Source organism: Kistimonas ophiarachnellae (assembly GCF_057552235.1).
Window position 1 is genome coordinate 18553 of sequence record NZ_BAAJPA010000019.1, and the last position, 17744, is coordinate 36296.

The following is a 17744-nucleotide window of genomic DNA, read 5'->3' on the forward strand; positions in this document are numbered from 1 at the left end:
TTTTGTGGAGTGAGTTCTATCCGTTAAGGAGTGCAATTGGCCTTATCATGAATGCGCTTCAATTAATGATATTTGCTTGTATGGGGTATCAGCGGGTCTGGAATTAACCCAGTGCATGAAAATACCAGTTCACACCCCAAACGCTTAGAATCGTGACGATCAAGCCGCCAAAGGTGATCCAGAACTGACGTGAGAACCCGGCCAAGTCCAACTTCAAGCCTGCTTCAACCAGCTTTATTTCACCTCTGACATCCTTGAGTTCACCACGTACATCTTTAATATCCCCTCGAATCTCCTGAATTTCCTCCTGCATAGTGTGCATGTCCTTCCGGACTTCCTCCCTTAGTCCTGTGATGGCAGATTCTGTGCGAAACTGCATCTGCAACAGGGTTTCCTGCATGACCAGAAGGTCTTGTTTGGTTGCGTTGTATTCAGGAGCGAGGCTTTTGTCGAGCTGATAGGCCAGCTCTTCATCAATACCAATGCGCTTGAGTTCTTTGAATAGATTTGTCGTCATAGTCCACACTGCATTGTTAGTGACATTTTAGGGATGGCAGCAAGCATAGTATTTTTTGTTGGGAACGCTAATGAGCATGTGTCTGGATGTTGACCAGCTTTGAGGTGGTGGCTGATTGGTTAGGGCACATTGAGCATTTTTATGGATAGGAGCTTCCTCACGGTTTGCTGTATAGAGATCATTTCGCCTCCACTGGAGCATTAGCCCAGGTTATAAGCACTGGATAAGAAAAGGCTTGAGCGCCATATTGCATTTATTCACCTTTCCTTGCCATTTGTCATAAAAAAGACGCCGCTGTTGCCATTAGGATGACTGCCTTATTTCCGTTCAACCCGCCTGGGTATCGTCAAACAGGGCATAAGCCACGTACCCTCGGCGACCTGATCAGCGAGGAGCAGTAATGGCGATCAAGATGAATATGGATATCATGGAGTTGGTGTTCTACTTCTGGCAGGCCACCAGTGACAGGGATAAGGTCGGGGAAGCATTCATTATGTCCATTGCTGGTCATGAGGCGATGAAACCCGTTTACTCGGATGAGTTTACCGTTGAATCTGTCCGTCGTGCGCTGAGCGCCATCAGTAACCGGGAACGGTTCAGTGCGGATCACCAGTGTGAATCCCGCTTCTGGAACAATAATATGTGGGCCATGGAAGACATGGGCCTGATGGAAGCCATGATGGCGCCGCTCAAGGTGATGAACCTGAGTGGTATCCAGATGGCTGGTGACTATGAAGTGGTCATTCTTCCCCTGCACATGGATGATTACTACCTCAAGGGTAATACCCTGTACGTTAACTTCTTCCGCCTGCAGGCAGATATCATGGGCGGTGATGAGCTCAAGATGGATGGTGTTGAGTTCAAGCAGTGGGTTGAGCGTACATTAAATGCAGCATAATGCATTGCTCGTACCAGGGGTTCACCAGCCCCTGACCTTTCGGGATGGGTAAAGATAAAGCGCAATGCGAGGGCTAATGTTACTTGATCGCGTACCGTCTGGAATGACGGTCATTGCTGCGACTGCTGAATAAAAGCGCGTAACTGGGCAATCAGGATTTTCTTGTCTTCCCGGCTCAGAAATTTACCCAATTCTTCTTCCTGTCCATGGGAGCGAATCCAGAGGTGGTGTGGCTCCCAGGGATGGGAAGGTTGTCGAACCACAAAATGTGCCCAGATCCGGTGATAATGCAGGGTGGTTTGTGGTTGGTAATAACCTTTTTCGATCGTCACCTGATAATCCGTAAAGGTAATGATCTCCTTGCGCTGACGTTGCCAGGCGCAGTAATACAGGCCGGCAGCGAGTGCTATGATTTCCAGCAGCGAGAAGGGCAATACCAGATAGGCGCCAGCATACATCAGGCTGGTGGCGATGGTGAGCGACAGGCTTGACAGTATGAGCAGAAACCAAAGGTTCCCTTTCCAGCTCAGTGAGTCATTGGGTTGGAGCAGGATGGAGCCTGTCAGTGTGTTGTAATCAAGGTCTGTGGTGACCATCTTTCTGGAACCGAATGCAATGTCATCTGATCAGGGCGAAACAAGGCTCTGGTGTTCAGAGCATAGATAACAGGCGTAAAACTGTCGCTGTTTTACCAAATACAGGTTGTTGGTGGTGGTGATGTGAACAGTCATGCATTTATAAAGCGTGAAGCCTTATTTCGTTTTTACGCGGAACTGAATGACTTTTTGCCCAAGCGCTACCGGCAATGTGATTATCGGATAAGGTTTATCGGGCGGCCTGCTGTTAAAGATCTGATTGAGGCGCAGCAGGTACCGCATACGGAAGTGGATCTTATTCTTGTGAATGGAAACCCTGTTAGCTTTAGGCATTCGCTGAAGGGTGGGGAGCGAGTATCTGTCTATCCGGTTTTTGAACGGCTTGATATCCAGTCGGTCAACCGATTGCGGCCTGCACCATTACGTCATCCCTGTTTTATTGCTGATGTTCACCTTGGCAAGCTTGCACGTTATCTACGGATTCTGGGATTGGATGTTTTGTACCAGAACGATTATGAAGACGAAACGATCATAGCGGTCAGTCAGCAGACACACCGAATTATTCTGACCCGGGATCTGGGCATATTGAAAAATAGCCGAGTGACTCATGGGTATTGGCTACGAAATACCGATCCTGTGAAACAACTGAAAGAAGTGGTACAGGCGCTGCAGCTGGAATCGAACTTCAAACCGTTTACCCGTTGTTGTGTTTGTAATGGTCAGTTGCAATCCGTAAGGGCTGGGCAGGTATGGCATCTGATTCAGCCGGATACGCGACACTATTATGATACCTTTTATCAGTGCGATGCATGCCAGCAAGTCTTCTGGAAAGGCAGTCATTATGCACGGATATTAGCTCAGTTAATGGAAGAAGGCATTGAGCTGCAGGTAGACTCTACCTAGGTATTAATCCAGTTAGTGCAGGTGAATGACTCTTTGGTTACTGCTGCCACGCCACGCCAGTGAAAGATCGCGTTTCTCCAGTTCAAATTTTCCGTCAATCAGAACATCAACATAATCCATGATTTCACGTTGAGAATCCGTCAGGGTCTCCAGTGTGTAGCCGGTCCAGAGCCAGATGTCCTTGTCGGGATATTCTGCTTTTACCCGCTTCACGAGTTTCAGAATGCCGTCAATATTACCCGGGAACAGGGGGTCACCACCGGACAGAGAAAGGCCGTCACGGTGAATACGGGTATCACCGAGATCCCTGATAACCTGGTCTTCCATTTCTGCCGTAAAAGGATGACCGCCAGCCGCATTCCAGGAGCTGGAATTGTGGCAGCCTTTGCAGAAATGGTCGCAGCCACTGACAAACAGCGTACAGCGGGTGCCAACGCCATTGACGACATCAATCGGGTAATACTGGAGATAGTTCATGGCGACTCGGACGGTAGCAGTCGGCCATTACCGGGTAATGGCCGACTTAAGGTTAGGACAGGTTAGAGGTGTTTGACGCGACGAACCACTTCTTCCTGCTTGCCGCGGATAAAGGGACGGCTGTTAGGCTGGCCCAGGTAACCACAGACACGACGAGTCACTGACATCTTGTCGGAATTGCGGTTTTTGCACTGCGGGCATTCAAATCCACGGCTGGTGGCGTTGAATTCCCCTTCGTAACTGCAGACATAGCAGGAGTCATTCGGGGTATTGGTGCCGTAATAGGGAACCTTGTCGTAGGTGTAGTCCCAGACGTTTTCCAGTGCTTTCAGGTTATGGGTCATGTTCGGATATTCGCCATAACAAATGAAACCGCCAGATGCGTACTGCGGGTAATCCTGTTCAAAGTCCACCTTGTCGTAAGGGGTGACTTTTTTCTGGACGTCCAGGTGGAATGAGTTGGTGTAATACCCTTTGTCGGTGACGCCTTCAATCACACCAAAGGCTTTCTCGTCCAGGCGGCAGAAACGGTCACACAGGCTTTCGCTGGGCGTGGAGTAGAGGCTGAAGCCATAGCCGGTTTCCGCTTTCCAGCGATTTACGGCATTGCGTAAATGCTCAACAATCCCCAGGCCTTTCTGGCGCAGTTCAGCGGAATCGTAGATATCACACTGGCCATAGAGTGCGTTGATGGTTTCGTGAATGCCGATATAGCCCAGGGAGATGGACGCACGACCATTCTTGAAGATCTCGCTGACCTTGTCTTCCGGCTTCAGGCGTACACCACAGGCGCCTTCTACGTAGAGAATCGGTGCAACGCTGGCGCGCACCTTGTCGAGGCGTTGGATACGGGTCATCAGGGCTTCACGGGCCAGTTCCATACGCTGGTCCAGCAGTTTGAAGAAGGCGGCTTCCCGGGCGTCTTTATCCTGCTCCGCTTTGGCGCTTTCAATGGCAATGCGCGGCAGGTTCAGGGAGACAACGCCCAGGTTGTTGCGGCCGTCGTGTACCAGCTTGCCGTTTTCTTCGTAAGTGTTCAGGAATGAACGACAGCCCATCGGGGTCTTGAAGCTACCGGTGACTTCGACCAGCTTGTCGTAATTCAGAATATCGGGATACATCCGCTTGCTGGCACATTCCAGGGCCAGTTGCTTGATATCGTAGTTGGGATCTTCAGGGGCGAAGTTCACACCTTTCCTGATACCAAACACCAGTTTGGGGAAGACCGGGGTCTTCTTGTTGCGACCCAGACCACGGATCCGGTTTTTCAGGATCGATTTCTGCACCAGGCGTTCTTCCCAGCTGGTGCCCAAGCCGAATCCAAAAGTGACAAACGGCGTTTGTCCGTTAGCGGTGTGCAGGGTGTTGACCTCATACTCCAGCGCCTGGTAGGCGTCGTAGCAATCTTTTTCGGTCATTTCCATCGCGTATTCACGGGCCTTGTCTTCGTCACCAATCCAGCGCATGCCCTGGGTAAGATGCTTGTCAAAGGTTTTGCGAACGTAAGGCGCGTGAATCCGGTCAATCTCGTTGATGCTGGTGCCGCCGTAGATATGGCTGGAAACCTGGGCAATGATCTGGGCAGTAATCGCCGCCGCCGTGGTAATGGATTTTGGTGTTTCAATTTCCGCATTCCCCATACGGAAACCGTTGGTCATCATGCCTTCGATATCGATCAGCATGCAGTTAAACATGGGGAAGAAGGGCGAATAATCCAGATCGTGGTAATGGATTTCACCCCGGTCGTGAGCGGTGCTGATATGGGCCGGAAGAATGTGCTGCTTGGCATAATGCTTGGCGACAACACCCGCCAGCAGATCCCGCTGGGTGGGGATGATCTTGCTGTCTTTGTTGGCGTTTTCGTTGAGCAGTTCTTCGTTATCCTGGTTGATGATGCTCAGGATGTCACGGCTCAGGGCGTTGCGGGATTCACGCTCAATATCCCGGCTCTTGCGGTATTCAATGTATTTGCGCGCGGCATTGGAGTACTGGCTGCGCATCAGCAGGTCTTCCACCTGGTTCTGGATGTCGTAGATATCGACGACATCACAGTCGGCCACACTCTGCTCGATCTCGCGGGCAACCTGCTCGGCGAAGGCATCGTCTTTGAGATGGACATCATTCAGGGCGCTGGCCACGGCCTTGGCAATACGTGGCGCGTCAAAAGGCTTGCGTGAGCCATCGCGCTTGATGATGTCAGTCATGCGATCCATCTCCGGGAGTCAGGTTGGTGTGGGGCGATGTGTTTCCGGGTGATCCCTTAAAATGTGCTTGGGAAGGCGGATGAACACTATATATGGTGTTGAGGCGCGGTATATTCCAATAAAGGCCGATGCTGATCAATATTGACAAAACGAAAAATGACTGTGGTTACCCAGACTGGAAGGCCATGAGTCAGTTGTCACTTTCATGCCCTGGCTTGCTGTATTGAGGAAGAGCGCAAAGTGGTCTGCAGGAAAATAAATATGACTAGGGATTTACCGAAGTTCTGCCGCAGGGCATGATGCACTGTTGAAAAAAATGCTGACTGTTGCCCTGTGCCGATGGCGGAAGCTATCGTTGTCCGCGGTGACTTAAATGAGTGGAGTGATTACATGTACATGGTCGTCAAGCATCTGCATATGACCCTGGCGCTGTTAAGCCTGAGCCTGTTCTGTATCCGGGCCTGCTGGTCTATGACCGGCTCCCAGTGGTTGCAAAAACGCTGGGTGAAAATGGTTCCCCATGTCATTGATACATTCCTGCTGATTTGTGGTCTCTGGCTGGCATCTCTACTGTCAGCCTGGAGCTTTCCCTGGCTTCAGGCCAAGTTGGTGGCGGTAGTCGTCTATATCATGCTGGGCGCCATGGCGATCCGGCCGGGGCGTCCAGCGAAAGTGAAGGCCGTCATGGCGCTGTCAGCCATTGTTGTTTTTGGCTATATCTTTGCCGTTGCCATCTCGAAGAATCCACTGCCATTCCTGTCATAGCTTTCCAGCCTGGGGGAGGTTAGTCAGTCGACTTAGCCGGTATCACGCCGACCGGGTAAAGATACCGGTTCTTGTCGATGTAGGGGGTATGCTCAAAAAACCACATCAGGCGGGCATGGGGATCATTAGCAAAGGCCTTGTCTGATTTCAGTTTGGCCTTGAATGCGACAGCCAGTTTGGGATCCTGTGCCAACATGGCCCGCGCCATGGGCTCCATGACATAGATTTCCGGCTCTTCACCGATGGTCATCATGCTGTTGAAGAACCCCCACTGCAGGAATGAGTCCGGACTGCGGGGTTCCAGCAGGTTCATGGCCAGCGTTCCCAGTCGCTGGTCGGTAGGCACTTCAACAGAACCCGCGGGATAGGTAACCCGACGCTTCTCCGGTACCGGTGTGCCTTTGATCAATAACCGACCTTCGTATCCTGGTAGTTTGGCGCCACCGACCCGGTCTGGTTCAAAACCTGACCCTAGTTGAATATCTTTCATGCGATAGACAATGACATCCAGCGTGGTGGGTTGTTTAAAAGTGGTCATCTTGATGCCATGCGTTTTCAGGCGTCTGATCACCGTCTGCCATTGCACCGGGATGACATACGCCTTTGGCCGCTTAACAATCAAGTCGGGTTCGGATTGAGCAGTGAGGGGAACTTTGTAGGTTTGTGGTTTGTTGCTCCATAGCACGACATCTTCACCGGTCACAGGTGACTGTTCCGTGGTATAGCTGACGCCCTTGAATTCTACGTCCGGCACTTTATCCGGTGTTTTCCAGGTCAGCGTGGTGTTGGCTGGACGCAAAGCCTGATCGCGTTCCGCAGCCTCTTTTAATCCCTTGGGATCTGCTGCAACACTTTCAAGGATGGCTTTGTAAAGCACATAGTTGCCCAGCACCTGTTGTTTATAGGGTTTCAGTGCATGCAGTTCCACAAGAATGCTCGGAATGCCCCGGATATCCCCGTACTGGTTGGAAAAACGTGCGAGATCACTGGAATAGGGGTAGTAGCCCTGTGAAAGGTCATTATTGTCGTTGGCGCTGATACAGACATTCGGGATATGCCCCATGGCCTTGAGTTGCTTATAGACTTTCGGGGTCATCTTTTTGTCCATCCATTCCTTGGCGGCAGGTGACCAGCCATGACCGTTATCGCAATAGGTGACATCGTACTGGTAGTTGATACCGTCGGTTGAGTGGACATCCATGAAAAAGTCCGGATTCCAGGTATCCAATACATTGACGACATTACGGATTTCGGCGCTGTCGAGTTTGGTAAAATCGCGATTCAGATTGAGGTTGTTAGCATTTAGTCGCCAGCCTGTAACGTCGGGCCCATTCTGGTTAATACGGCTGTAACGGCTGCGGCGCATATCACCATCCGGATTCACTGACGGGATAAACAACAGGTTCACTTTTTTGAGCAGGTTGGGGTATTTGTTCCCGACGGTCAGGTCGCGAAGGAACATCAGGCCTGCATCCTTGCCATTGACTTCGCCGGGGTGAATGCCGGATTCAATCAGTACCGTTGGTTTACCACTCTCTTTCAACCCTTTGGGGGTTTTGTCCTGACTGGTGGAAACGACCGCCATGACCATGGTGCGACCTTGCGGTGTTTTTTCCTTCAGATTAATGATACGGACATCATCTGTTTTGGCGGCCAGTCGTTTCAGCCAGTCCACGGTATCCTGGTAATCACCGGTTTCCCGGTAATGGGTAGCTTCCGCTTTCGTGATGAAAGGATTGCTGTCCGATGCAGTAAACTGCTCACTCTTACCGTGCCAGGGAATATCGGGTGGCAGGATTTTTTGTTTGGCTGCGTCTGTCGTGTTTGTTGCGCATGCATTCAATGCATTGGCTGAAAAAAGCACGAAAAATACAAGAAATAATGGGGCAGTGAGGTAATGCATGATGACCTCCCGGAAGGCTCACGGGAAAACGGGGCAAGTGTGAAGGAAAATTACCGGCTATCTGCGGCAATAAATACTGACTATTCTGGTCATTGAGCGATGGCTGTAGTGTAGTCGCTTCTTGTGTGTTTCGGGCGGGATCGTCAGATTATGCAAGGTGTAATGCTTCGCGGTATACATGTACGGACATAAGGATAATGAACCATGGCACTGAAACGATCGGATATCACGCTGCCCGTGACCCTGTTTTATGACGGCAACTGTCCTTTATGCCTGCGCGAAATTAACCATCTGTCGGGTCTGAACCAGGCAGGGCACCTGCAGTTAGTGGATATCCATAGTGACGGGTTTGCGCAACGTTATCCGGAGTTGGATCCTGTAGAGCTTGATCGCTTCATTCATGCGCGATTAGGTAATGGTATCGTTGTGAAAGGTGTGGATGCCACTCTGGCGGCCTGGGAGGCGGTCGGGAAAGGAATCTGGATAGCGCCACTACGCTGGCCGCTGGTTCGGGTTGTGGCGGACGGTGTGTATCGCTTGTTTGCCAGGAACCGGCAGACTATCTCGCGGCGACTGGCACCGTTACTGGGCAGGAATGCCTGTAAAACAGATGATACTTAAATAAAAAGAGGGTTGCGGAGTGCATTGATAACCCGCTGCAAAGAGCGGGTTGTTGGGTCGTAAAAGACGGGTTACCAGCTAAAGTCCAGGTCATCCATATCCAGCATTTCGCGAAGCCGGCGGCGCTCCAGGTGAAGCTCGGCACGCTTGCGCTTTTTCTCGTATTCAGCATGACGTCGACGTTGTTTTTCTTTGCGAGAGGACTCTTCGAAGTCTTCTTCGTATAAATAGCTGATCTCTTCCACGGCGATTCGCTCAGGATGTTAAAGATGGCGGAGTAACTGTCCGGCAAAAAACAGCACAGGTAAATGGATAAATTTTTCTGTTGATGAGCAAAAAAAGTGATTGAAACCTGCGCTAAGCAAAGCATGAAAAACAACCTGTTATTCCCTTCAGAGTGCAGTAATAATGCGGCTTTTTCGCTGCCTGCTGGCAGACATCTGTTGCTGCGCTGGTGCTTGCACCGGTTGCCTGGCCGGTACTGCCAGCTTTAGAGGGCAACACGCTGTTCTGGTTATGTGTGCTGGGTGTGCTGGCAACTGCAGTGGCCCATACACTGTTTATACGTGGCATGGCCGTCGTGACTGCAACCATGGCGATTTTGCTTACTGTCCTTGAGCCGCTGTACGGGATGGTGGTGGCCGCATTTTGGCTGAAGGAGATTCCGGCCATAACGACTCTGATCGGTGGTTGTGTGATTCTTGCCGCAGTGATCTGGCGACAGCGATCAATGACAGAAGCCTGATCCGAAGATACCGAAGTGATGAATCGTTAAATGCGACTGATGCCAATTGCTTGTTTTTTATACGATATGACACTCAAAGCAGATGGCTAAGACCTTTCTCTTTGAGTGAAACATGACACAGGGATGTGTCAGACTCTTCTCATGCTCTAGCCTGTCAAATCCCTGTTTTGCTATTCCTCAAAATCTGGCATGAAGCGCGGTTCCGCATCAGCATTCTTCTGTGATTTCAGGGGGCGGGGCATCGATCCAACGAAACAATCTCTTTTTCAAATTCTACGGCATCACCGTCAGTAATTTCATAATGGGAAAAATCGCATGTGCCCCAGAAGTTCAGATTTGCATAGGTCGTGTCTTTGATTTCAAAGTATCGGCAATATTTATTGGCAAATCCCTGGACTCCCACCATAACCCGTGAGTTTATGGGTAATTTTTCCTGCCAGTGGCCATTGACGCCGTAAGTGCCGTAGTTATGGACTCTTTTAGTGTCAGCATCACGGGTAACAATCCATGCGATAAAAGCGGTTCCGGGAATAAAATCAACGGAGATCTCTGCGTACTCCGGATTTTCGTCAAATATAAGTTGCGCTGGTATGCTCTCAAACGTGCTATTGACTTCACTCGCCGGTAGTTGGGTCAACGCGAGCAGGGAGGTTATGCATGGCAAGCATTTTTGTAGGAACTTCATGATAGTGCGCCTAACTATACGAGAAATGTTGCAGGGCCAGAGCCGTAAATTGAGATCGATATTTGTGGGGAATGAATAGCATTAGGCATGTGGCACAATATATACCCACCGAATTTATCTTAACCACTGGCTCTATGGCAGTAACTACAAGTGAAGTCTAGAAAGGGCAGGAAAATTTGCCAGCCAAAAGTATGCTGGAAGAATGTTGTTTGCTGATATCGGCATGGCCCGGAAATGGCATTGAGCCCATGACCGGGCACCTTTCATTTACATGCCGATTTTATCCTTCGCCTGTTGGGTCAGGTAACTGATCAGTGCATCGGAGGCTTCCCGGGCGTTGTCTCGATCGCCGGCGGCAACGGTGCGCATGATATCCGCATGCAGGTTGGCGGGGTGGCCGGTGTCCAGCTCTTTATTGAGGAACCAGAAGCGGCGGGAAAGTCCCTGCAGCGGGCTCATGGCTTTAATAAAGTATTCGTTCCGTGCTGCTTCGACCAGCAGGTGATGAATGTCACGCAGATAGGTCAGAAAAGTTTCATCGTCATTATTGTCAGAGCAGACCAGGATGCCTTCGGCCAGCGCCAGCATACGCTTTTTCTGGCCTGAAGTGGCACGCTGGGCGGCCAGTTCCACGCAGGCGGCTTCGATAGGACGGCGAACTTCCAGCAGCTTCAGCTGGTTCTCTACGGACACTTCCGGAATCTGGATGCCCCGGCGGGGGTGAATCACCACCATTTGTTCCCAGGCCAGCTTTTGCAGCGCTTCCCTGACAGGGGTGCGCCCCATATCCAGGCGTTCCGCCAGTTGTTTTTCGGAGTACATGGCGCCGCCGCGCAATTCCTCGAATATGATCATGCGCTCCAGGCGCTCGTACGCCATATCCGTTAAAGAAATCTCATTATCCATTGATAGTGCGCCCATATTCGCCGGTGCTTCTCATTGTATCTGCCTTGTTGTTCGGGGCAGGGGTTTGCTCTGTGATGGAATCCGGAAACCCGGGGGTTTTCGTAAACCGGTGATTAAAGGTATCAGGCTTTCGCGATCAACCTGTGTCGTGGGTCTGCGGAGTCTAAAGAAGCTGGCGGCGTTGTGCCAGTTTCTGTCATCCCCTCGCAATCCAACATTTATAGCGGTTGTCGCCGCAGTTGACTGCGTATTGGCATCGCAATTTAACGCCGAACACTGACTGCTTTGTTGACGCAGGTCAGCTATCTGATCCTCATTGTGAATATTATACACATATCACTGATATATCAGTTAGAGCGCAGTTGTGAGGTTGTGATGAAAGACTGGAAACTTGAAAGCCGCACAGACGGTTTGCCGGATTTGCCGGTGCTTCGGGAGCTGGATGTTCTGGTGGTTGGCGGGGGTTCCGCCGGTGTTGCCGCCGCGACAGTCTGTGGCCGTAACGGTCTGAAAACCGCGTTGATTGAAAAGTACGGTTTTTGTGGTGGCGCAGCCGTTGCCGGTTTGTCTGGCACCATTTGCGGCATGTACATGGCGTCCGACAAAGAGAACCATGCACCGGAGCAGGTTGTTTTCGGTTTCACTGAAGAATTCCGCAGTCGTCTGGCTGCCCGCGGCGGGGTGACTGAGCCTCAGATTTATGGCAAGACCTTCACCGTCACTCACGATCCGCTGGTCTGGCGTGAAGTGGCTGATGAGCTGCTCGAAGAAGCCGGTGTCGAGATTTTTTATCACACGGCGGTGAGCGGTGTGATCATGGATGGCGAGACATATAAAGGCGTTGTCGTTGAATCCAATGCCGGCCGTTCCGTGATTCTGGCTAAACGCATTATTGATGCCAGTGGTGATGCGGCGGTGGTGGCCCGTGCCGGCGGAGAGTATTTCTTCGGTGATAACGGTGTCATCCAGAATCCCACCATGTTCTTCCGTCTGGGTAACGTGGATATGGACACCTACCTGGATTTCTACGGTGAAGACACCATCTGTCCGCCCAAGGTGACCGAGAAGATTCTTGAGCTGAACGCCTCCGGCGAATACAGCCTGCCCCGACACAAGATCTGGATCTTCCCGACCACCCGCCCCAATGAGCTGATGGTGAATGCTACCCGTCTTGCCGGACAGGATGGCCGTGTTCTGAACGTGATTGATCCGGTGGATTTCTCCGAAGCCGAAGTCTTTGGCCGTAAGCAGGTGCGCGAGTACGCGAAGTTCCTCAAGGCATTCATCCCCGGCTGTGAAAACAGCTTCGTGGTGGATACCGCAGTGGAAGTCGGTATCCGTCAAACCCGTTCCATCGAAGGCATTGAAAAGCTGACCAACGAAGATGTGGTCAGCTGCCGCAAGCGCAGTGATGGCATCGTCCGGACCCCATGGCCGATCGAACTGCATTCCGGCACCAAACCCAAGCTGCACTGGTTGCTGGATGACTGGTACGAAGTCCCTTACGGCACCCTGGTACCGAAGCTGGGTGAAAACATCATCGTTGCCGGTCGCTGCCTCTGCGCCGAGCACGAAGCCCTGGCCTCCGCAAGGGTGACTGCCCAGACCTTTGAATACGGTCATGCAGCCGCCCAGGCAACGCTGCTTTCCCTCCGGGAAGAACGTCGCTACCGGGACATTCAGGGTGAAGCAGTCCGTGAACACATGACACAAGCAGGCAGTCGGTTCTAAGAAAACCGGCGCCTTATAAGGCCGGGCTGCACCCGGCCATTGAGAGATTGAAACCATTAAAGAGTGTGAAACATGTTGGAATCTAAAATCAGCCGCGTAGAACTGTACGCCGTAGCCGATCGTAACGCTGAAACCCTGCCCTGGGCGGATGATCAGGAGCCGTTGCTTTACACAAACAATGTCGTACGTCTGGTGACTGAAGACGGTCTGGAAGGTGTGGGTGCGACCATCAGCTACACCGAAAATGATTTTGACAAGTGCGTCGTTGAAGCCATGCGTACCATTGCCCCCGGTATCATTGGCAAAAATGCACTGATGACTGAAGAACTCCATAGCTGGCTGATGAATCGCTGCAGCTGGGGTGGCCTGGTGGCCAAGTCGCCGTTTGATATCGCTGCGTGGGATATCAAGGGCAAGAAAGCCGGTATGCCCCTGTTCCAGATGCTGGGCGGCGCGCGCAGCAAGATGCTGTCTTATTCTTCTACCCCGATGTTCGATACGGTTGAAGAGTATTTCCCCTTCATCGACGGCTGCATTGAACACGGCTTCAAAGCCATCAAACTGCACTGCTACTGCGTCTATGAGAAAGACGTGAAGCTGGTGAAAGCCATTCAGGAACGCTACAAGGATTCCGGTATTGCGTTCATGCTCGATACCGCCATGTACTACAACCAGAAGCAGGCCCTGAAGATGGCCAGGCTGCTGGAAGAGTACGAGTGGGCCTGGTACGAAGCCCCGGTATCGGATTACGACTATAAGTCTTACCAGCGCCTGGTACGTGAGACAGGTGTCCAGATCTCCAGCCACGGTAACTGCCTGCTGACCCTGCCGGAAGTAGCCCACGCGCTGGCTAATGATATGTGGTCCGATGTTCGTCAGGATGCCACTGTCTGCGGCGGTATCACTCCGTTGAACAAGTGCTTTGCACTGGCAGAAGCTCACGGCAAGCCGCTGGAAATCCAGAGCTGGGGTTACACCATTACCCAGGCGGCCAACCTGCACGTAGCGCTGGCGCACCATAACAGCACTTACTTCGAACAGGCGTATCCGTACGAAAACTTTGAGTACGGTGCGAAGAATGTGATCCGTACCGATCGTGACGGCTATGTCCACGCACCTGAAGCGCCAGGTCTGGGTGTTGAGATGGATTGGGATGCCGTGAAGGCCGCTTCCATCCTGTCTTATACCTTCGAGTAAGGGGTAATGTAATGAAACTCAATACTTCAGGCATTGACCTAAAACTGACGTTTACCAGTTTCGCAGCGGTGCTGCTACTGGGTATCCTGGCGGTGCTTTATCCGGAAACGGTAAAAAGCACCATGGGCAGCATGCTGGATTTCACCGTGATCAACTTTGGTTCCGGTTTCCTCTGGTATACGCTGTTTGCCACCTTTGCACTGCTGTACCTGGCGTTTTCCAGGTTCGGCAACATCCGTATGGGTGACAGCAAGCCCAAGTTCAGCAAGTTCCAGCTGTTCGCCATGGCGCTGTCCGCCGGTATGGGCGCCAGCACCATGTACTGGGGCTTTATCGAGAGCGTGTACTACTTCATGGACCCGCAGTTCGGTATCGTCGACAAGGACATGGCCATGGAATACGCGACAGCGTACAACATGTTCCACTGGGGTGCGGCCGGCTGGTTCATTTACCTGATCGTCGCCATTCCCTTTGCCGTGGTCTTCTATATCAAGAAGAGCCAGCGCATGAGCCCGAGCGGCGTGATCAACAGCCTGTTCAACGACAGGTTGCCGGTATGGGCGCAGAAGCTGATCGACCTGCTGTTCATCATCACCACCCTGGCGGCCACCGCGCTGACCCTGGGCTTGGGCATTCCGATGATCTCGTCGAATATCGCCAGCCTGTCCGGTATTCCCGATAACCTGATGCTGGGCATTGGCGTGATCCTGGGGCTGTCCGTGATCTTCTCCATGAGTTCCTACATCGGGATCGAGAAGGGCATGGCGCGCCTGTCCAGCGCCACCATTTATATCTGCGCGGCGTTTGTCGGCATTATCTTCATCATTGGTCCGTCCGCCCTGATCATGAACAACATGACCAACGGCATCGGCATCATGCTGACCGAATACCTGCGGATGAGCACCAACACCGATCCGTTCGGCACCAGCCACTTCCCCCAGTACTGGACCGTGTTCTTCCTGGCCAACTGGATCTCCTACTCCCCGGGTGTGGGCGTGTTCATCACCAAGATCATCCAGGGCCAGAAGCTCCGTGACGTGATCCTGATCCTGGTGGTGGGCGGAACCCTGGGCAGCGCGGTGATCTTCGGCGTCTGCGGCACCTACTCCATGAACCTGATCGATACCGGTGTCGTGGATGGCGTTGCCATGATCCAGGCCGGTGAGCCGACCTCGCTGGTGAAAGATATCTTTGGCCAGAGCCCGGTGCCGATGCTGCTGACAGCGATCTACCTGGTCACCATGATCCTGTTCACCGTGACCACGCTGGACGGCACGTCCTACTCCCTGGCGGGTATTGCCACCAAAGAGCTGGATGCCGAGGCCAACGTGTCACCGATGTTCCGCCTGTTCTGGTGCCTGCTGCTGACTGCACTGCCCATTGTGTTCCTGCTGATCAACGCGGACCTCAATATCCTGAAGTCATTCCCGGTATTGATTATTGTCCTGATTATGCCGGTCTTCTTCGTGGCAGCAGTCAAGACCCTGCAGTACCTGAACCAGAACTATGATCACATCATGGCGCGCCAGCGCGAACAGGACAAACACCTGGGGCTGAACAGCCTGCTGTGGCGCGATGGCGATGACGTCATGGCTTGATGTCTGACTGCCTGATCCCGGGGATTACGGAGTCTGGCCGGTACGCGTGGGGATGCGCCGGCCAGCTTATCGCCTCTGGCGGGACGCCATCATTCGGTCGAGGGGAAAATACGCACCGGATGAGAATTAAATGGAGACTTTTTGAGAACTATTATTTACTATCGACCGGTTTCGGTTAAACTGCGAAAACTCCCGTTCTGACGGGAGTTTTTTTGTTTAGATAGAGTGTATCTGTCGTACAGTGAATCATTCGTTAATGTCGTCGGCATCCTGCCTGACGAAACGCTGTACTATATTTTATCTTTTTTAAAGAAGACGGTTTAAAGGGGTACGACAGTGCCCGGGCATGCTGCTGTCACTTTGGTCCTTCATGATCAACGCCGAGTTGACCTGTTGCCGATGTTTTACGGGCGGTGGTGTTTTTTTGTTGATAACCGGCAGGCGGGAGCCGCCGGTCGTTTGAGAGATAGTTTCCAATGCTGAAAAATGATTCGGACAAGATCATTATTGGCAGTGAAGAGTGGTGTGCCTTTCCGGCGTTAGGCATCCCCGCCATCAAGGCAAGGGTGGATTCCGGCGCCAAGACCTCTTCAATTCATGCCTTCAATATTCACCCGTTCTCCCGCAGTGGGACGCCCTGGGTGAGTTTTGAGATTCATCCGATCCAGCAGGACCGTCGTACGGTGGTGCGTTGTGAAGCCCAGATCGTGGACCGCCGTCTGGTGAAAAGTTCCACGGGCATTTCCGAGAAACGTTATGTGATCCGGACACCGTTGACGTTTGCCGGGGAAACCTGGGAGATTGAGCTGACCCTGGCGAACCGTGACTCCATGGGTTACCGGATGCTGCTGGGCCGTGAGGCCATGAGTGGCCGGTTGCTGGTGGATCCGGCGGAGAGCCACCGTTCCGGTACCCGTACCTCGGATGAGGTGAGGGCGTTGTACGGCAACCAGGAACAGAAGAGCACGGGTCTGAAGATTGGTCTGCTGGCCAGCAATCCGAACCTGTACAGTAACCAGCGTATCCTGGAAGCCGGTGAAGAGCGTGGCCACCAGATGAAGTTTCTGAATATCAAGCATTGCTACATGAAGCTGGATGCGGAAACGCCGGAAATTCACTACCGTGGCGGTCGTATCCTGAATGACCTGGATGCGGTGATTCCGCGGATTCGTCCGAGCATGACATTCTACGGTTGTGCGCTGACCCGGCAGTTTGAGAGTGTCGGCATTTATCCGCTGAACTCGTCGCAGTCCATCAGCATGTCCCGTGACAAGCTGTTTTCCCTGCAGTTGTTGTTGTCCAGCGGTCTGGATATCCCGACCACCGGTTTTGCCAACTCGCCGATCGAAACGGCGGACCTGATCGATATGGTAGGCGGTGCGCCGCTGATCGTGAAGTTGCTGCAGGGCACTCAGGGCCGTGGTGTGGTTCTGGCGGAAACCCGCAAGGCGGCGGAGAGTGTGATTGGAGCATTCACGTCGCTCAAGGCTAACCTGCTGGTGCAGGAGTTTGTCAAGGAAGCTGACGGTAAGGATCTGCGACTGTTCGTGATCGACAACAAGGTGGTCGCTTCGATGCAGCGTACGGCTGCACCCGGCGAATTCCGTGCTAATGTCCATCAGGGCGGTACGACTTCGGTCATCAAGATTACTTCGGATGAACGGAAGCTGGCGATCAAGGCGGCGAAGACATTGGGCCTGAAAGTGGCCGGTGTGGATATTATCCGTTCCCGTAAGGGGCCATTGTTGCTGGAAGTGAATTCATCCCCCGGACTTGAAGGTATTGAAGGTGCAACCGGTAAGGATATTGCCGGACAAATGATCAGCGCCATTGAGAAAAAACTCGGCTGGCGTCGTCCTCTCGGCACCCTGTCAGAAGCCTCTGAAACTCAGCTCGACGAAGAGTTTGCCTGATTTCCCCGCCTCACTGATGATCGCCACCTGAATCCGGGTGGCGATATACCCACACGAAAATCATTGTTTTAAGTCAAACCATTTA

Annotated in this window: 16 protein-coding genes and 2 pseudogenes; 10 read left to right on the plus strand and 8 right to left on the minus strand. The window is 52.3% G+C overall.

The features are described 5' to 3' along the window. Positions 1–103: 103 nt before the first annotated feature. Positions 104–517 carry a hypothetical protein gene (locus AC27K1_RS19330; protein WP_395178276.1) on the minus strand — a complete coding sequence of 138 codons (414 nt, stop codon included), beginning with the start codon at positions 515–517 and terminating at the stop codon, positions 104–106. A 400-nt stretch (positions 518–917) separates the two neighbouring features. Between AC27K1_RS19330 and AC27K1_RS19335 the strand changes: the two genes are divergently transcribed. Further along, the gene (locus AC27K1_RS19335; RefSeq protein ID WP_487152436.1) at positions 918–1415 is read left to right on the plus strand and encodes a TDE2712 family protein; all 498 of its coding nucleotides are present in this window, start codon (positions 918–920) and stop codon (positions 1413–1415) included. A 110-nt stretch (positions 1416–1525) separates the two neighbouring features. Here the strand turns inward: AC27K1_RS19335 and AC27K1_RS19340 are convergent, their stop codons facing one another. Beyond that, positions 1526–2011 (minus strand): DUF2244 domain-containing protein, encoded by a 486-nt coding sequence (locus AC27K1_RS19340; protein ID WP_487152438.1) that lies wholly within the window; start codon positions 2009–2011, stop codon positions 1526–1528. 123 nt (positions 2012–2134) lie between these two features. Between AC27K1_RS19340 and AC27K1_RS19345 the strand changes: the two genes are divergently transcribed. Next, complete coding sequence (locus AC27K1_RS19345) at positions 2135–2914, plus strand: Mut7-C RNAse domain-containing protein (RefSeq protein ID WP_487152439.1); 780 nt, start codon at positions 2135–2137, stop codon at positions 2912–2914. 12 nt (positions 2915–2926) lie between these two features. On the opposite strand, the gene nrdG is transcribed toward AC27K1_RS19345, so the two are convergent. Together nrdG and nrdD are read right to left on the minus strand one after the other, a co-directional pair. Next, complete coding sequence (gene nrdG / locus AC27K1_RS19350; protein WP_487152441.1) at positions 2927–3391, minus strand: anaerobic ribonucleoside-triphosphate reductase-activating protein; 465 nt, start codon at positions 3389–3391, stop codon at positions 2927–2929. 62 nt (positions 3392–3453) lie between these two features. Then, positions 3454–5595, minus strand: a complete 2142-nt coding sequence (nrdD, locus tag AC27K1_RS19355; protein ID WP_487152443.1) for an anaerobic ribonucleoside-triphosphate reductase — start codon at positions 5593–5595, stop codon at positions 3454–3456. Between the two features lie 339 nt (positions 5596–5934). Here nrdD and AC27K1_RS19360 point away from each other — a divergent pair, with 339 nt between their 5' ends. Next, entirely contained in the window at positions 5935–6360 is a 426-nt protein-coding gene (locus AC27K1_RS19360) for a SirB2 family protein (RefSeq protein ID WP_487152444.1), read from the plus strand. Between the two features lie 19 nt (positions 6361–6379). On the opposite strand, the gene AC27K1_RS19365 is transcribed toward AC27K1_RS19360, so the two are convergent. Beyond that, entirely contained in the window at positions 6380–8263 is a 1884-nt protein-coding gene (locus tag AC27K1_RS19365) for a M14 family metallopeptidase (RefSeq protein WP_487152445.1), read from the minus strand. A gap of 204 nt (positions 8264–8467) precedes the next feature. Here AC27K1_RS19365 and AC27K1_RS19370 point away from each other — a divergent pair, with 204 nt between their 5' ends. Next, entirely contained in the window at positions 8468–8884 is a 417-nt protein-coding gene (locus tag AC27K1_RS19370; RefSeq protein WP_487152446.1) for a thiol-disulfide oxidoreductase DCC family protein, read from the plus strand. A gap of 71 nt (positions 8885–8955) precedes the next feature. Here AC27K1_RS19370 and AC27K1_RS19375 read toward each other — a convergent pair whose 3' ends face one another. Further along, positions 8956–9129, minus strand: a complete 174-nt coding sequence (locus AC27K1_RS19375) for a hypothetical protein (protein WP_345196530.1) — start codon at positions 9127–9129, stop codon at positions 8956–8958. Between the two features lie 182 nt (positions 9130–9311). Here AC27K1_RS19375 and AC27K1_RS19380 point away from each other — a divergent pair. After that, positions 9312–9629, plus strand: a pseudogene (locus AC27K1_RS19380) (EamA family transporter); the annotation flags it as partial. 226 nt (positions 9630–9855) lie between these two features. Here the strand turns inward: AC27K1_RS19380 and AC27K1_RS19385 are convergent. Together AC27K1_RS19385 and AC27K1_RS19390 are read right to left on the minus strand one after the other, a co-directional pair. Continuing rightward, on the minus strand, positions 9856–10314 hold the full coding sequence (locus AC27K1_RS19385) for a hypothetical protein (RefSeq protein ID WP_487152447.1): 459 nt from the start codon (positions 10312–10314) through the stop codon (positions 9856–9858). 267 nt (positions 10315–10581) lie between these two features. Next, entirely contained in the window at positions 10582–11220 is a 639-nt protein-coding gene (locus AC27K1_RS19390; RefSeq protein WP_395178285.1) for a GntR family transcriptional regulator, read from the minus strand. A 375-nt stretch (positions 11221–11595) separates the two neighbouring features. Here AC27K1_RS19390 and AC27K1_RS19395 point away from each other — a divergent pair, with 375 nt between their 5' ends. The 5 genes and pseudogenes from AC27K1_RS19395 to rimK all read left to right on the plus strand — a co-directional run bounded on the left by AC27K1_RS19395 (position 11596) and on the right by rimK (position 17659). Then, the gene (locus tag AC27K1_RS19395; protein ID WP_487152448.1) at positions 11596–12951 is read left to right on the plus strand and encodes an FAD-dependent oxidoreductase; all 1356 of its coding nucleotides are present in this window, start codon (positions 11596–11598) and stop codon (positions 12949–12951) included. 72 nt (positions 12952–13023) lie between these two features. Then, positions 13024–14148, plus strand: a complete 1125-nt coding sequence (locus AC27K1_RS19400) for a mandelate racemase/muconate lactonizing enzyme family protein (protein ID WP_487152449.1) — start codon at positions 13024–13026, stop codon at positions 14146–14148. A gap of 11 nt (positions 14149–14159) precedes the next feature. Next, positions 14160–15746, plus strand: a complete 1587-nt coding sequence (locus tag AC27K1_RS19405; protein ID WP_487152450.1) for a BCCT family transporter — start codon at positions 14160–14162, stop codon at positions 15744–15746. Between the two features lie 476 nt (positions 15747–16222). After that, a pseudogene (locus tag AC27K1_RS19410) lies at positions 16223–16633 on the plus strand (ATP-dependent zinc protease family protein); the annotation flags it as partial. 84 nt (positions 16634–16717) lie between these two features. Continuing rightward, on the plus strand, positions 16718–17659 hold the full coding sequence (gene rimK, locus AC27K1_RS19415; RefSeq protein WP_487152484.1) for a 30S ribosomal protein S6--L-glutamate ligase: 942 nt from the start codon (positions 16718–16720) through the stop codon (positions 17657–17659). Positions 17660–17744: the final 85 nt, after the last annotated feature.

Coding starts and splice junctions, on each gene's coding strand:
- AC27K1_RS19405 (WP_487152450.1), top strand. CDS start 14,160: ATGAAACTCAATACTTCAGGCATTGACCTAAAACTGACGTTTACCAGT.
- AC27K1_RS19365 (WP_487152445.1), bottom strand. CDS start 8,263: ATGCATTACCTCACTGCCCCATTATTTCTTGTATTTTTCGTGCTTTTT.
- nrdD (WP_487152443.1), bottom strand. CDS start 5,595: ATGACTGACATCATCAAGCGCGATGGCTCACGCAAGCCTTTTGACGCG.
- AC27K1_RS19360 (WP_487152444.1), top strand. CDS start 5,935: ATGGCGGAAGCTATCGTTGTCCGCGGTGACTTAAATGAGTGGAGTGAT.
- AC27K1_RS19400 (WP_487152449.1), top strand. CDS start 13,024: ATGTTGGAATCTAAAATCAGCCGCGTAGAACTGTACGCCGTAGCCGAT.
- AC27K1_RS19335 (WP_487152436.1), top strand. CDS start 918: ATGGCGATCAAGATGAATATGGATATCATGGAGTTGGTGTTCTACTTC.
- nrdG (WP_487152441.1), bottom strand. CDS start 3,391: ATGAACTATCTCCAGTATTACCCGATTGATGTCGTCAATGGCGTTGGC.
- AC27K1_RS19390 (WP_395178285.1), bottom strand. CDS start 11,220: ATGGATAATGAGATTTCTTTAACGGATATGGCGTACGAGCGCCTGGAG.
- AC27K1_RS19395 (WP_487152448.1), top strand. CDS start 11,596: ATGAAAGACTGGAAACTTGAAAGCCGCACAGACGGTTTGCCGGATTTG.
- AC27K1_RS19330 (WP_395178276.1), bottom strand. CDS start 517: ATGACGACAAATCTATTCAAAGAACTCAAGCGCATTGGTATTGATGAA.
- AC27K1_RS19385 (WP_487152447.1), bottom strand. CDS start 10,314: ATGAAGTTCCTACAAAAATGCTTGCCATGCATAACCTCCCTGCTCGCG.
- AC27K1_RS19370 (WP_487152446.1), top strand. CDS start 8,468: ATGGCACTGAAACGATCGGATATCACGCTGCCCGTGACCCTGTTTTAT.
- AC27K1_RS19340 (WP_487152438.1), bottom strand. CDS start 2,011: ATGGTCACCACAGACCTTGATTACAACACACTGACAGGCTCCATCCTG.